This window comes from Chryseobacterium rhizosphaerae (genome assembly GCF_003385455.1).
Lineage (GTDB): Bacteria > Bacteroidota > Bacteroidia > Flavobacteriales > Weeksellaceae > Chryseobacterium > Chryseobacterium rhizosphaerae.
In genome coordinates, this window is record NZ_QNUF01000007.1 from 137,726 (window position 1) to 152,360 (window position 14,635).

16 protein-coding genes are annotated in these 14,635 nt (G+C 36.0%); 5 read left to right on the forward strand and 11 right to left on the reverse strand.

Going from position 1 to position 14,635, the window contains the following annotated elements:
• Nucleotides 1-108: 108 nt before the first annotated feature.
• Together DRF57_RS08440 and DRF57_RS08445 are read right to left on the reverse strand one after the other, a co-directional pair.
• Nucleotides 109-882 carry a T9SS type A sorting domain-containing protein gene (locus DRF57_RS08440; protein ID WP_115917923.1) on the reverse strand — a complete coding sequence of 258 codons (774 nt, stop codon included), beginning with the start codon at nt 880-882 and terminating at the stop codon, nt 109-111.
• Between the two features lie 216 nt (nt 883-1,098).
• Nucleotides 1,099-2,235 (reverse strand): Atu1372/SO_1960 family protein, encoded by a 1,137-nt coding sequence (locus tag DRF57_RS08445; RefSeq protein ID WP_115917925.1) that lies wholly within the window; start codon nt 2,233-2,235, stop codon nt 1,099-1,101.
• A gap of 84 nt (nt 2,236-2,319) precedes the next feature.
• Between DRF57_RS08445 and DRF57_RS08450 the strand changes: the two genes are divergently transcribed.
• Nucleotides 2,320-3,129 (forward strand): AraC family transcriptional regulator, encoded by an 810-nt coding sequence (locus tag DRF57_RS08450; RefSeq protein ID WP_174772354.1) that lies wholly within the window; start codon nt 2,320-2,322, stop codon nt 3,127-3,129.
• Nucleotides 3,130-3,173: 44 nt separating this feature from the next.
• On the opposite strand, the gene DRF57_RS08455 is transcribed toward DRF57_RS08450, so the two are convergent.
• From DRF57_RS08455 to DRF57_RS08465, 3 genes are all read right to left on the reverse strand, one after another.
• Nucleotides 3,174-3,674, reverse strand: coding sequence for a CinA family protein (locus tag DRF57_RS08455; RefSeq protein WP_047492693.1), 501 nt, complete (start codon nt 3,672-3,674; stop codon nt 3,174-3,176).
• Between the two features lie 188 nt (nt 3,675-3,862).
• Nucleotides 3,863-4,243, reverse strand: coding sequence for a hypothetical protein (locus DRF57_RS08460; RefSeq protein ID WP_047492689.1), 381 nt, complete (start codon nt 4,241-4,243; stop codon nt 3,863-3,865).
• A 241-nt stretch (nt 4,244-4,484) separates the two neighbouring features.
• The gene (locus tag DRF57_RS08465) at nt 4,485-5,369 is read right to left on the reverse strand and encodes a DMT family transporter (protein ID WP_115917928.1); all 885 of its coding nucleotides are present in this window, start codon (nt 5,367-5,369) and stop codon (nt 4,485-4,487) included.
• Between the two features lie 97 nt (nt 5,370-5,466).
• Here DRF57_RS08465 and DRF57_RS08470 point away from each other — a divergent pair, with 97 nt between their 5' ends.
• Nucleotides 5,467-6,879, forward strand: a complete 1,413-nt coding sequence (locus DRF57_RS08470; RefSeq protein ID WP_115917930.1) for an aminotransferase-like domain-containing protein — start codon at nt 5,467-5,469, stop codon at nt 6,877-6,879.
• Between the two features lie 6 nt (nt 6,880-6,885).
• On the opposite strand, the gene DRF57_RS08475 is transcribed toward DRF57_RS08470, so the two are convergent.
• From DRF57_RS08475 to DRF57_RS08495, 5 genes are all read right to left on the reverse strand, one after another.
• Nucleotides 6,886-7,482 carry a Crp/Fnr family transcriptional regulator gene (locus tag DRF57_RS08475; RefSeq protein ID WP_047492680.1) on the reverse strand — a complete coding sequence of 199 codons (597 nt, stop codon included), beginning with the start codon at nt 7,480-7,482 and terminating at the stop codon, nt 6,886-6,888.
• The gene (gene ytxJ / locus DRF57_RS08480) at nt 7,482-7,859 is read right to left on the reverse strand and encodes a bacillithiol system redox-active protein YtxJ (protein WP_047492678.1); all 378 of its coding nucleotides are present in this window, start codon (nt 7,857-7,859) and stop codon (nt 7,482-7,484) included. Before ytxJ ends, DRF57_RS08475 begins: the two co-directional genes overlap by 1 nt.
• A complete protein-coding gene (locus tag DRF57_RS08485) occupies nt 7,856-8,317 on the reverse strand; it encodes a DUF1569 domain-containing protein (RefSeq protein ID WP_228406001.1) in 462 nt (153 codons plus the stop codon). The genes ytxJ and DRF57_RS08485 overlap by 4 nt, the downstream gene beginning before the upstream one ends.
• Entirely contained in the window at nt 8,311-8,847 is a 537-nt protein-coding gene (locus tag DRF57_RS08490) for a YfiT family bacillithiol transferase (protein ID WP_047492672.1), read from the reverse strand. The genes DRF57_RS08485 and DRF57_RS08490 overlap by 7 nt, the downstream gene beginning before the upstream one ends.
• A 204-nt stretch (nt 8,848-9,051) precedes the next feature.
• Nucleotides 9,052-10,194, reverse strand: a complete 1,143-nt coding sequence (locus DRF57_RS08495; protein ID WP_047492669.1) for a DEAD/DEAH box helicase — start codon at nt 10,192-10,194, stop codon at nt 9,052-9,054.
• A gap of 211 nt (nt 10,195-10,405) precedes the next feature.
• On the opposite strand from DRF57_RS08495, the gene pncA reads away from it, so the two are divergent.
• Complete coding sequence (pncA, locus tag DRF57_RS08500) at nt 10,406-11,011, forward strand: bifunctional nicotinamidase/pyrazinamidase (RefSeq protein WP_047492667.1); 606 nt, start codon at nt 10,406-10,408, stop codon at nt 11,009-11,011.
• 138 nt (nt 11,012-11,149) lie between these two features.
• Here pncA and DRF57_RS08505 read toward each other — a convergent pair whose 3' ends face one another.
• A complete protein-coding gene (locus DRF57_RS08505) occupies nt 11,150-12,337 on the reverse strand; it encodes a pseudouridine synthase (RefSeq protein ID WP_115917932.1) in 1,188 nt (395 codons plus the stop codon).
• Nucleotides 12,338-12,438: 101 nt separating this feature from the next.
• Here DRF57_RS08505 and aroB point away from each other — a divergent pair, with 101 nt between their 5' ends.
• Together aroB and DRF57_RS08515 are read left to right on the forward strand one after the other, a co-directional pair.
• Nucleotides 12,439-13,485 carry a 3-dehydroquinate synthase gene (gene aroB / locus DRF57_RS08510; protein ID WP_047492664.1) on the forward strand — a complete coding sequence of 349 codons (1,047 nt, stop codon included), beginning with the start codon at nt 12,439-12,441 and terminating at the stop codon, nt 13,483-13,485.
• 278 nt (nt 13,486-13,763) lie between these two features.
• Nucleotides 13,764-14,411: a porin family protein gene (locus DRF57_RS08515; RefSeq protein ID WP_047492661.1), complete on the forward strand. Its 648-nt coding sequence runs from the start codon at nt 13,764-13,766 to the stop codon at nt 14,409-14,411.
• Nucleotides 14,412-14,635 lie beyond the last annotated feature (224 nt).

Consider the following 14,635-nt stretch of genomic DNA (forward strand, 5'->3'; position numbering starts at 1 on the left):
AACTTTTGTGGTTACAAAGAAAGTTTTAATCCTAGGGTTGGATTCCTACGGAATGACAAACATATACCCGTAAAAAATAAAATCCCGCTTAAAACGGGATTTTTATATTTAGTTTTTGATAAACTTAGCATTGAGCTCACCTATTTTATAAAAATAATTCCCTTTAGGAAGCCCTTCAACATCAATAGAAACAAGATTTTCTACAGAGCCGAAAGATTTGTTAAGAACAAGTTTACCGGACATATCATAAATTTCTACTGTATGGGAACCGTTTAAAGGATTCATAATGTTAAGAGTCTTCTGAGCGGGTATGGGAAATGCTGAAATTTTACTTTTAGCCTGAACCTCTCTGGCAGAAAGTGATGTAGTCGGTAAATTATATATTTCAGTTGAATCGGTTTCCTGATTGAATAGTCTCAGCTTATTGGTATTGGTGGTGGCATCGTGATAAATATTAATATCATACTCATCGCTAAACCGATAATTGGGACCAAACTCATGCAATACATTTCCATCCTCGCTGTAAATACGTATGATGTATTCTCTTTCGGATGTTGTACTGTTATATCTTTCAAATGTAACGATGATTTCCAGTTTATTATCGGTATTAAAAATATTTTTAGATAGCACAAAATTGTTTTTATACTGGTCTATAAACATAGAATATCCTGCCGGTACAGAGGGCGTAAACTGCTTATATAGGGAATAATCAGCTTTGTAGATCTTAACCTGAGTAATATTAAATCCGGTAGAATAATAAAAGGTCTCATTGGTATTGGTATAGACTTGAAGATTTTCAGAACTGAAATTTTTGCCGAGTGTTATCTGACCAAAAAATAAACTTCCGGCAGCCATTGCCAGTGTTACCATAAACTTTTTCATAGGTATTGATTTTTAAACACGACAAAGGTATACTCCGCAGTAAGGACTACCTTACGGAAATCCGTATGGAATGGAGAATTCTAAGGACATGTATACCATTAAGATATTAAAATAAAAATCCATCGACCGCCTGTGTCAATGGATTTTTATGTATACGAAACCTGTGTACTTCAAATGATACATACAGGTGAACGAATCTGATCATCTAAAAAGCGGTTATTCCACTTCAAAAATCGCCTGAATTTCAACGGAAGAGTTTACAGGAATAGAAGACGCTCCCAACGTTCCTCTGGCATGCTTTCCTTTTTCTCCAAAAACCTCAACACTAAGATCCGAAGCAACATTCATCAGCTCAGCATGTTTGGTATAATCATCTTTGGTATTAAAAATTCCAGTAAGCTGAACACATTGCTTTACCCGACTTAAATCTCCTCCTGCAGCTTCTCTCAGCACAGACAGAACATTCAACATGGTAACTTTGGTCGCCTCTTTTACCTGCTGTTCGTTCACCTCAACTCCCAGTTTTCCGGGATTAAGTATTTTTCCGTCTTTTAAGGCTACCTGATTGATAAAAACAAGGTTTCCGGAACGGACAAACGGCTGGTAATTTCCGGCAGGTTTGGGAACCTGTGGAAGAACAATATTTTTTTGTTTTAAAATTTCATTGAAATCCTGGTGGTTTTCAACAACGGGTATCCCTTTTTTTGAATGCGTATCCTTTAACGCTAAAGCCACTTTTGCAAAATTTTTCCCTTGCAGCTCTGCCAGATGGCGCTCCCCTTTTGTAGGTCTTTCCACATCTTTTAAAGAAGCCATACTGGTCACTCCTAAGACTGTATTTCCCTGTGGGATCGCTTTGTTAAGTTCTTCGGTACCACGGATTCCGTTAGAGACCAAAACCATTCCATGTACGGCAAGACTGTTCCAGAATGCCTGAAGGGCAAGCTCTTTTCCGGCACCACTTCCTGCAGACATAAAAACCGTTGCAGGAACTCCTTCCAATGCATGACTGGTCCAGAGCTGAACTGTTTTAGATAAAAACTCACTCATTCCGGTGCTTATGTTTCCAAAATAAACAGGAGAACCAAAAGCAATTCCATCATAAGTACCAAGCTCATCTACTGTTGCTATCGGTATATTTTTTAAAATCGGGTTTTGGGATGCCTTGACTAGCTTAATATAGGAAACTGCATTGTTTTCGCTTTCAATTCCTTTAGCTATTTCCTTAGCCAGTTCGTAAGTTCCTCCATTATCCGAATGGATGAGAACCAATACTTTAGCTTTATTCTGTGCCATGATGTTGATGGTGTTAAATAGTAAAATTAAAATAAAAAAAGAACATATTTTTTTCATTCTGAATAAGATATAAGTTTATAGTACAAATTTAGTATTGTCGTTTTTATTAAATTTGCCAAAAAATATATACAAAACGTCAATATGAAATGTGGACTGATTGAGAAAACAGAAAGCCAGTTTGTAGATACCATAGAAAAAGAAGCTTATGTATGGTGTGAAAAAAACTGGAAGCACGACGAATACGAACATGTACATCACCGTGCCCAACTTACATTCGTAGAGGAAGGCTACCAGTATTTTCATATTGACCAGAAAATCTATCTTGTTCCACAATATCATGTGATCTGGGTTCCTTCCGGAAAAGCACACAAAATAACTTCCGAAGCAAAGACGGTCAACCTGATGCTGTTTTTATTTAAATCTGTTTTTGATGATGAATTTTACCAGCATGTTCAGGTATTTGCTGTTCCGCCCGTTCTTAAAGAAATGCTTCTCTATGCCTCAAAATGGAACCAGTCGCTGGTGGAGAATGAAGAACAGGATATTTTTTTTAAAGCTATTTTAAAAAGCCTTCCCAATTTTTGCAGGGAGAGCAATGGACTGGAAATTCCCGTTCCTATGGATACAAGACTGATCCCCGTTTGTAACGATATCAACTCCAATTTTAAATACAATCTGGATATTGATGCTTTGGCAGAAAAAGCACAGATGTCGGTAAGAAGTTTACAGAGAATCTTTAAAAATGAAACAGGAATAACATTGCAGAAATACCTTCAGCTGACAAGGATTCTTAAAAGCATTGAACTTATAGATACCCGACAGTTTACGTTGAGTGAGGTAGCCTATAAAGTAGGTTATCAAAGTCTTTCCGCATTTACTACGTCTTACTTTACGGTAATGAAAGTAAAACCGAAACTGAATAAAAATTCAAAAAATGAGGAGCAAAGATGAGTCTATCATCAACACCGATAATTAAATTTTTCCAATTCGGTGCTTTATTTTAAAATTAAGATTCTGTTCAGCTCACTTTTAAAACATCCTAAAATGAATTCTGTATAGTATAACTGAGCGTTCAGAGCCTGGGTTTTGGGATGCAGTTCAAGTTTTTTAGTAAGGATTATCTCTCCTTTATAAGAAAATGAGAAATAAGCAAAGATTCTATAGGCAGAACTTCGGATGGGTGTAGAATAGCCTGTAGTAGCAATAGACCAATCGGATTCATATAATTTGGCAACCTTTAAAGCCATCGTTTCGGCAATATTTTCCGAAACGCAGTCACAGTCTTCGGCTTCCTGTTGGTTTACTTTTAATAATCTCACTTTTTCAGGTAAGGTATAAGTAGTCATCCCCCCTTTATAAAACAGGGAAGCACTGGGCATCTGTGAGAAAGCCAACTGAAGACATCCTGATGTAACGCTTTCAGCCACCGAAATGGTTTCACCAATAGTCATCAGAGACTGACTTATATATTCAAGAAGATTCTGTTGAAATTCCATAGTATTGTATTTTAAATGATTGGGTTAAAAAAAATTGAATATCAGAAGAAGAAACACAATAAAAAGCTGCCGAATAAAACTGCAGCTTTAAAAATGTAAACAATACTTAAATGTGATGTGAAGGATATTTTTACTTATGATGGTATACATCTTTTCACTTCCAGATCTCAGGGCTTTCTTGCTTTCCTTTATACTTTATGATCAGTCTCCAGTATAGCAAGCAGTTTGTTGATACACTCCTCTTCTTTTAATACTTTATAGTAAGCCGTTTTAGCATACAAGGTAAAAGAAGGTGACTCTATTCTTATCTCAGCATCTCCTTCTCTTTTATCCATTATGCTTTGAGTATGAAACTCACGGATATGAAGGATATATTCTTCTATATAATGGTCTATAACTTTCTTGAAAATGTCACATTTTGCATTGTTCTTTACCTTCTCCAGCGACTTGATGAGAAAAGCAGTAACTCCATAAGAATTGATTATCCGCGGAAATAGGGATTCATTCTCTATGGCATTATTCTTATCATTCAATCCGGAATGCTGTAAAGTCTCATTTTCAAATATCATATTCAAACAGGGTTATTAGACATCTTGTTATTATTCAAATGTACTTCTATATAACTCACATTTTTATGATTTGAGTCATATACTTAGAATATCATATAGTATTCCCTTCCTTTTTAATTGATTATCAACTTTAATTACAAAAAAACTTAAAAGTTGTAAGTAAGCAGATTTTAAATAAAAAAAAGATAGATACCTTTTCAGTATCTATCCTATTCAAGAGAGTTGGTGCAGATATCACTTGCTATTTCGCAAATTTCTTAGTCCCGGCAACACATAAAATTACCCCTATTGTAACTCCCAGCATTCCTATACTTACCTGCTCATGAAGAAGCCAGGCAGCCAATGCCAGGCCAAAGAATGGCTGAAGCAGCTGTAGCTGACCTACTGTTGCAATACCTCCCTGTGCCAGGCCTTTATACCAAAATATAAAGCCGATAAACATGCTGAAAAGAGAAATATAAGCCAGACCAAACCATCCCTGAAAACTCACATTCTGAATATCCTCAGGAAAATAAATAAAAAATAAAGGAATCATAATTGGCAATGCCAGCACCAAAGCCCAGGAAATCACCTGCCAGCCCCCTAAAGTTTTGGAAAGTTTAGCACCTTCAGCGTAGCCCATACCACATAAAATAACCGCAAGAAGCATCAGAATATCACCAATGGGAGAAGCCGATATTCCTTGTGAAACTGCATATCCAATTACGAGCAAGCTTCCTACAATGGAAAACAACCAAAATACAGGATGAGGCCTTTCACCACCACGCAAAACTCCAAAGATTGCTGTAGCCAAGGGAAGCATTCCAAGAAATACAATAGAGTGTGCCGAAGTAAGATATTGAAGAGCCAATGCAGAAAGAAGCGGAAAGCCTACCACACAGCCAAGGGAAACCAAAAGTAATGGCACCAGATCTTTCTTAACAGGACGTTTTTCTTTACCAAGCCATAATACAATAAGAGCTAGTACTCCTGCTACCGCTGCACGAACAATCGTTACAAAAGTAGGACTCATTTCCATCACCGCTAATTTTGTTGCTGGTAATCCACCACTAAATAGCACTACGCCAATAAAACCATTAATCCAGCCGCTTATATTTTCATCTTTTGATAATTGTTTTGTCATCATTTTATTCAAACTTTTAATTAATAGTTCAAAATTAGAAAGGTAAATTCAATAAACACAGTCTCAGTTTTGTATATTTGCATGAACACAGTTTAAGAAAATGAGCAGAGAATTTTTATATACAGAAATAGCAGACGGTATCGCCAATCAAATCAGAAATGGTATTTTAAAGGCTGGAGACAAGCTTCCGTCCGTAAGAATGCTATGCAGTGAACATCAGGTAAGCATGAATACTGCAAAAAGGGTTTTCCTGGAACTTGAATCTCAGTCACTGGTTGAATCAAAACCTCAATCCGGTTATTTTGTAAGCCAGCTCCTATCTGTAAAACTCCCGTTGCCTGAAGTAAGCCGTCCTTCTCTAATGGCGAATAATGATGAACCGGATGAGTTGATCAGTAAAGTATATGAAAATATGGGACGGAAAGATCTTACTTTCTTTTCTATCGGTATTCCCTCCGGAGGCCTCCTTCCTCAGGCTAAGCTTAAAAAGGAAATTATCAATGCAACACGGGAATTAAAAGACGGAGGAACAGAATATGAAGAACTTCAGGGAAATCTTAAACTCAGAAGGATGATTGCGATACGCTCTTTACAATGGGGCGGAAACCTTAATGAAAAAGATCTTATCACCACCAACGGGGGAATGAATGCCTTATCCTTCTGTCTTATGGCATTGGGAAAACCCGGAGACACTATTGCCATTGAAAGCCCTTGTTATCCGGGGATTTTACAGCTGGCCAACGGATTGGGATTAAAAGTACTGGAACTTCCCACCCACCCTACAACTGGAATAGAAATTGCAGCCCTAAAAAAACTTATTCCGAAGATTGATCTGTGTCTGTTAATTCCCAACTTTAACTCTCCTCTTGGAAGCTGTATGCCTGATGAAAATAAAAAAGAAGTCGTACGAATTCTTTCTGAAAATGATATTCCTCTCATTGAAGATGATGTCTATGGAGATCTTTATTTTGGAGCTTCCCGCCCCAAATGCTGTAAATCTTTTGATAAAGATGGAAGTGTTCTTTACTGTAGCTCAATATCCAAAACATTAGCTCCAGGCTATCGTGTGGGATGGATTGCTCCCGGAAAATATAAAGATAAAATACTCAAACTTAAACTCCTGCACTCTACTTCTTCTATTTCTATTGTCAATGAAGCGGTAGCCAATTTCCTGAAGTCGGGAAGATATGAGAAACATTTGCAGCAGCTCCGCAAAACACTGCAGACTAATTACCAGAACTATGTGCAAACCATTGCAGAATCTTTCCCTGAAGGCACCAAAACAAGCCGTCCACAGGGAGGATTGTCTCTGTGGGTAGAATTTGATAAGAATATCCGAACTACAGAACTTTATGATCTCGCGATTAAGCAGAACATAAGTATTGCTCCCGGCAGGATGTTTACCTTTCAGGAGCAGTTTGAAAACTGTATGAGACTTTGTATAGGACTTCCATGGTCGGAAGAAACCCAGGCAAAACTCAGACAGATCGGAACTCTTGCAAAAAAGATTTAATACTTGTTATTTATTATCCGGAACGAAATTTTTTCTCGCCAGTTCTTTTCTTACACGGCTTAAACTCTCGGGAGTAATCCCCAGATAAGAGGCAATCATCCATTGAGGGACTCTCAGCAGCAGATCAGGATACATTTTGATAAATTTCATGTATCTTTCTTCTGCTGTTTCACCCAGTAAAGAATTGATCCTGTTCTGTAAACTCCGGATATGCTTCTGCAGCAAAAAATCACTTCGTTCAATACTGTTCGGAAATTGCTCTACCAGTTTATTGAAGAAATCAGGATGGAGAAAAAGCACTTCGGAATCTTCCACCGCTTCTATGTAATAATTGGATTTCTCATTAAAGTATAAACTGCTTCGGTCAGAGATCAACCAGCTTTCAGGAGCAAACTGAATAATATGTTCCTTTCCGTTTTTATCAATGGAATACATCTTAATAAGCCCTTTTTCTACAAAGAATATATGCCTGCATATTTCACCATACTGAAGCAGAAACTGATTCTTAGGAATTTTCTTTGCTTCATAATGCAGGCTGCAGGTGTTCACATTTTGAATAGGAACATTTAATACTTTGGCTAAATAATTATTAATATTCTTCATTATATAATCTGGCTTAAAGAAATATCCTCGTGCGAAGCACTTTTAACGGATTTTCCGTTCTCTATAATGATTAATTGTGGGCTTTCATGTCTTACTTCAAGAATCTCAGCAATTTTATTTGAAAGAGCCCTGTAAGCTAGCAGATCCAGGTAGTATAATTCTACTTTCGGATCTGAATTTTCAACTTCTTTTTCAAAATTCCTTAAAACAGTCCTGCTGATAAAGCAACCTGTTGAATGTTTAAATACAGCTATTTTATGGTGGAAAGAACTCTCAATGGCTTTCGCCAGATCTTCTTCAGATTCTATCTTTTTCCAGAAAGATTTTTGATCAGGGGTTTCGCTTTTTCCTCCAAATATTTTATCAAAAAAACTCATACATTAAATTGTTTTAAATGATGATCAAGATGTTTATATTCTAAAAATTTCCAGTCTTTTTCAGTCATGTTTCCAAATAGTCTGTGATGGTCCGGCAGCTCTTTATGTATACAGGCCTTCCGGAACTCCTCCAGCGTTTTCAGTAGATTGGTTTTTGATTCATCAAAATCACACTCAAAATTAACGATTAGTTTTTGAAAAGTAGGCATGTTTCTGGGAATTCCATTATTGAAAACATACATTTCTATTTTCGTGACGATCCCAATTACCCTGAAAAAAGGATTAATACGCGGAAGCTCAACCCTTTTTAACGCCACCTGAAGAACGAGATCACAATGTCTGAACATTTGACACACGTTCATCTTTCCCCATTTTCCCTGGGAATTTTCAGATAATTTGGAAATCCGGTCTATAATTTCCTCGAAATAAATGGGATTATTAAAGCTTTTTTTTACCAACCTTTTTCTTTCTTCAGATTTTCGATATGGGCAAAATGATGGTCACAATGCCATGCATACAAAGCAAGACTGCTTCTCAGGTCGTAATTCCGATGGTGCTCCGGATGATGAAAAGTTCGCTCAAACTGTTTATTGGTAAGGCTTTTAAGAAGAACAACCCATCTTTGGTGAGTTCCTTTCAATATTCTCATCGCCGGTTTTACAGGCATATGAAAGCTGTCCTGAAGCTCAGCCCATTGAGCCTCATCATAAGGTTTAATAGTTGGGTTATCTTCTGTAAGCGCCAGTTTAAACCGAATAAAACTATTCATATGACTGTCTGAAAGATGATTCACAAGCTGTCTTACCGTCCACCCTCCTTCTCTGTACGGAGTATCCAGCTGATCGTCCGTAAAGTGTTCAATGAGGTTTTTCAGTCTCCCGGGAAAATCTTTAATCACCTTGATATACGTATCCAAAGTCGTGTCACAAATATTTTCCGGAACTTCAAACTGTCCTATTGGAAATTTTTTGTTCTCTAAATCACTCATTGCTCATAGCTTTAATTTTTAATATGGCCTATTTGTCCGATAATTCGGTTTTGGACAAATTTTCAGGTTTGTAAATGTATCAAAATTCGAGAAATCTATATATGAAAAAAGCGTTAATTGTACTTATTCCAAAAGATATCTTCACTGAATAAAAAAAAGCTCCAATTCTATAAAATTGAAGCTCTGTTTATTGTAATGAAGGTATTAATAGCCATGCAGATCAATACCCTCTGTTCTTTGTAAGGTCACTTTTTTGCCCATTTTCTTCTGAATTACCCGGAAATGCTGCAGTTCATCATCCGTCAGAATAGAAATAGCAGTACCTTTTTCGTTGGCACGGCCAGTCCTACCGATACGGTGGATATAGTCTAAAGGCGAACGCGGCAATTCATAATTGATCACACAAGGAAGAGACTCGATATGAATCCCACGACCAATTAAGTCCGTAGCCACTAAAATCTGAGCTCCGTTTACTTTAAATTCCTCTAAGTTGTTTCTACGGGCACCTTGTGACTTCTGGCTGTGAATAGCCACTGCTTTAATTTTATTCTTTTTAAGTTTCTCCACCAAATTATCGGCAGATCTTGTAGAGGAAACAAAGATCAAAGCTTTTTCCACTTTCTTTTCTTTGATCAGATATCGTAAGAAAGGCCCTTTATTTTCCGGAGAAACATGATATGCCAGCTGTTCAATATGATCAATTTCAACTTCCTCTTTTTTTATTTCAATAATAGTAGGATTAATGGATAAACGTTCTTTCATTTCAGAAACTTTATCATTTAAAGTTGCCGAAAACAAAATTGTCTGTTTTACCACAGGCATTAAACCGAAAAGCTTATTCATTTCTTCCCCAAAGCCCAGCTGAAACATTTTGTCCGCTTCATCAATTACCAAATGCTGAATACCTGAAATACTCAATGCATTATGATCAATTAAGTCTAATAAACGTCCCGGAGTAGCGATCAGTACTTCCACTCCAAACATTCCCTTCATCTGTGGATTGATAGAAACACCTCCATAAACAGCCATTGTACGGATTTCCCGCTTCAGGTTTTCTGTAAAAGCTCTGAACACTTCATCAATCTGAATAGCTAATTCACGCGTAGGAACCAATATGAGAACCTGAACATTACGGTCTTTTTTAACTTCTGCATTCTGCAATTTTTCTAAAATAGGCATTACAAAACAAGCCGTTTTCCCGGAACCTGTCTGTGCAATTCCCATCAGATCTTTACCTTGCAGGATAACAGGAACAGCCTGCTCCTGAATAGGAAATGGTTTTAAATACCCCAGTTTGTTAACAGAACGAATAATATTGTGTGATAATCCTAAAGACTCAAATGACATAAAAATACTTATTTACTGCAAAGATAAGCTATTGAAATTTGGTTTACCCTTCGAAACAGAATACCTGTAGACAAAGTTTAATTATTTTAAATGCTGCCCTTCATTCTATCAGTTTAAAAAAATATTTTGCCGATTTGTCCGATAATTCTATTTTGGACAAATTTTTGCCTGTTAGTTTTGTAAATTTATCAAAAATTCGAGAAATCTAAATATGAAAAAAGCGCTAATAATAGTCGATGTACAGAATGATTTTTGTGAAGGCGGATCACTTGCAGTACCTGGATCTGGAGAGATCATTCCTTATATCAACCTTTTGATGGAGGAAAATGAATATGACCAGATTGTTTTGACGCAGGATTGGCATCCTGTAGGCCATAAAAGTTTTGCAAGCAGCAATAATAGAAAAGTTGGTGAAAGCATTATTTTAAATAGTGTTCCCCAGTTTATGTGGCCAGATCACTGTATCCAGGGAACTTTCGGAGCAGAATTCCATAAAGATCTGAACAGAGACAAGGTAACCCATATCATACAGAAAGGAAAAAATATTGAAATAGATAGCTATAGCGGTTTTCAGGACAACAACCATTTTATGAAAACCGGATTGGATGATTTCTTGAAATATCACGATATTCAATTGGTAGAAATCGTTGGCCTGGCAATGGACTACTGTGTGAAATTCACTTGTCTGGATGCTGTTGCCAATGGATATGTTACCTGTTTACATTTTAACGGAACCCGTGCTGTAAATGTAAAACCTGATAACGGCAGAGATGCTATCTATGAAATGATTGAGAAAGGGGTAACCGTACTGGGATAGTTCTAAATCAAGCTTAGACAAAAACATAAAAAAACGCACAGAATAAACTTCTATGCGTTTTTTATGCAGTACTTAAAATTACAATTTAAAAACAGAATAAAGCATGAGCCAAAGCCCACAGCTTATTATTCATCATTTTTAAAGCATTTTAAGGTTATTTACTTCCTGTTCTGTAAGAATTCTCCAGTGTCCTCTCTTGATATTCTTTTTCGTTAATCCTGCAAACATTACTCTGTCCAGAGCCTCTACTTCATATCCTAATCTTTGGAATATTCTTCTGATGACACGGTTCCATCCAATATGGATTTCAATTCCGATTTCATTTTTCGGCTTACCTTCAATATATGAAATTTGGTCCACAACGGCGATCCCTTCATCAAGACGGATCCCTTCTGCAATAAGACGTAAATCTTCACCTGTTAATTTCTTATCAAGTGTTACATGATAAATCTTTTTAGCATCAAAAGATGGATGCGTCAATTTTTTAGTCATGTGTCCGTCATTGGTCAACAAAATAACCCCTGTTGTAGAACGGTCCAGTCTTCCAACCGGGAACACTCTGTAAGGAGATGCATTAGCAACAAGATCCATTACCGTTTTTCTGGCTTTATCATCTTTCGTTGTAGAAATATATCCTTTAGGTTTATTCAAAAGTACATATACAGGCTTTTCAGGAGTAATGTTCTGACCGTCAAAAACTACTCTGTCGGTTTTTTCTACCTGATATCCCATTTCTGTTACCACCTTACCGTTCACTTCCACCAATCCTTGCGTGATCAGTTCATCAGCTTCTCTTCTGCTGCATATTCCGGAATTAGCAATATACTTATTAAGACGGATGCTGTCTTTATGAACGTCTTTTTCAATTTTATTCAGTCTTCTCTTCTGTACAAAAGATCTTGCTTTGTCTTCATTTCTGTCATCACCACTGGATGGTCTTCTACCATACTTTAAACTGCCTCTTTCATACTTATCTCTTGCATCAAAACTTCTGCTTCCTCTTTTAGGGGCAGATTTTCCAAAAGATTTTCTTTCGAAGCTCTCACTTTTATTAGTAATGTAAGGTTTTTTCTCAGATTTTGAGCTACCCTCAGCCCCTGAGCCTTCAAAGCTTTCTGTATTTTTATTGAAAGGTTTTTTATCAAATTTTGAATTGGACCCTTTATGTTCCGGACCTCTCTTGTCTCCATCTTTAGAGAAAGATTTCTTGAAAGGTTTTGATCCTGAGGAATTTCCAGATCTAGAAGCACGAGAATCATCAGAGCTTTTTCGTGTTGAAACTCTTGGTCTTTTTGGTCTGTCTGAATTATTGTTATCTCTGCTCATTCTAAAAATTTCTGCAAAGATAGTAATTTAGTTACGAGTTAAAAATTAAGAATCATAACTTTGCAATATAGTTTACTTTTTAACTTTACAAAAATTTGAAGATGATAACAATATTAAATGACGATTTCTCTCAGTTAAACGAATTTCTGCATGAAAAATCTTTCAGTAAAATTTTTATTTTAGTGGATGAGAACACTCATGAATACTGTCTTCCCATTCTCTTAGGAAATATGGAAACAGATCTGGGATTTGAAATTCTGGAAATTGAGGCAGGTGAAGAAATGAAAAATATTCAGACCGCTAATCAACTTTGGGAAATTCTTACGGAGATGCAGGCGGATAGAAAAGCATTGGTCATTAATCTTGGTGGTGGTGTGATTACCGATATGGGGGGATTTGTAGCATCTACTTATAAAAGAGGAATACAGTTTATTAATATCCCTACTACCCTTTTATCTATGTGTGATGCTTCTATTGGAGGAAAAACAGGTATTGATCTGATGCATTATAAAAATATGGTAGGTACTTTTGCTTTCCCGGAACAGATTTTTATTTTCCCGAAATTTTTAGAAACATTACCGTTCAAAGAATTAAGAAGCGGATTTGCAGAAATGCTGAAACATGGACTGATTGCTGATAAAGCCCATTGGGAACAACTGATTCAGATTCATAAGCTTGATGTAGAAACGGTAATTCCGCATATCCAGACTTCAATGAATATCAAGCAGGATGTGGTAGAGAAAGATTTTCACGAAAAAAATATCAGGAAAACCCTGAATTTCGGTCATACAATAGGTCATGCTGTTGAAAGTCTGTGCCTGCAACAGAAAAACCCTATCCTTCATGGAGAAGCGGTAGCTATGGGAATGATTTGTGAATCCCGTTTAGCTTATCTTGAAAATCTGATTTCTGAAGAAGATTCCCAGGCTATTATTGAAAATATCCAGAGATACTATCCTTATTTAGATATCAGTGATTTTAAAGATGAAGATATTACTGCATTATTAATGAATGATAAAAAGAATACGGATAGTAAAATCAATTTCTCGCTCCTTTCCGAAATCGGAGCATGCAATTATGACTATCAATGCAGTCAGAAAAACATCCTTGACTCCTTACATTTTTACAGAAAATTGAATGATGCCTAAGCATTTTTTGCTCATTTTCATAAAATACCCCCTTTTTTTGAGTTCATTTTTTGATAAAAACCACTCATTCAAACAAATGTTTATTTAATTTTTTAAACAATTGAAAATCAGAGATATAAATTTAAAAACCGCTTATTAAATAAGCGGTTTTTTTATTGATTTTAGGGGTAAAAAATATTTTTGGCAAGCAATTTGAAAGATACTCTGCGTTCAACTGAAAATGTTGACAGTAGTAAAATTTAAAATTAAGAAAGAGTAAATATTAAAAAATTAAAGTTATGAAAAAGTTAGTTTTAGGATTAGCAGTAACTGCAAGTACATTAGCGTTCGCACAACAGCAACCGACTACCAGTACAAATCCGGTAACATTCGGGGTAAAAGGTGGAATGAACGTATCATCGCTTTCTAATGGAGCAGATTTAAGTGATTCAAAATCCAAAATCGGTTTTAATGCAGGTGTTTTTGCTAATATTCCGTTAGCAAGTTCATTCAGTGTACAACCGGAGGTTATATATAATGATTTAGGTTCAAAAGTAACCAGAGAGTTTTCAGCAGGAGGAAATACCTTCAGAAATGAGTATTCGAGAAATTTAGGATATGTTGCAGTACCTGTAATGTTCCAATATAATGCAACTCCTGAATTTTTCCTTGAAGCAGGTCCTGAATTCGGATTCTTAGTAAGTGCTAAGGATAAATTTAAAAATTCAACCAACAATAACAGCAACACTCAGGTAGCTACCCTTAATAAAGATGACTTCCAAACGTTTAATTTTGGAATTGGTATCGGAGCAGGTTATTATTTTACCCCTAACTTAGGACTTACAGCGAGATATACAGCAGGTCTTACAGATATTTATAAAAACAACTCTGGAGATGCTGTTAAAAACAATGTATTCCAGGTAGGATTAGCTTATAAATTTAAATAATTCATAAGTAGTTTCACATTCAACAAATTTTGTATCAATAAAAAGGTCAGATTAATTATAATCTGACCTTTTTTATATTTAAATTATAAATTTTTGTTAAAAAAAATTTAACCTGGTTACGTTATAGATTAAAAAAATATTATTTGCGTAAAAAAATATTGAAAAAATATCCTATATATCTATGATGATCATTAATTGAGTAATGTTTTTAATTCTTTGGCACG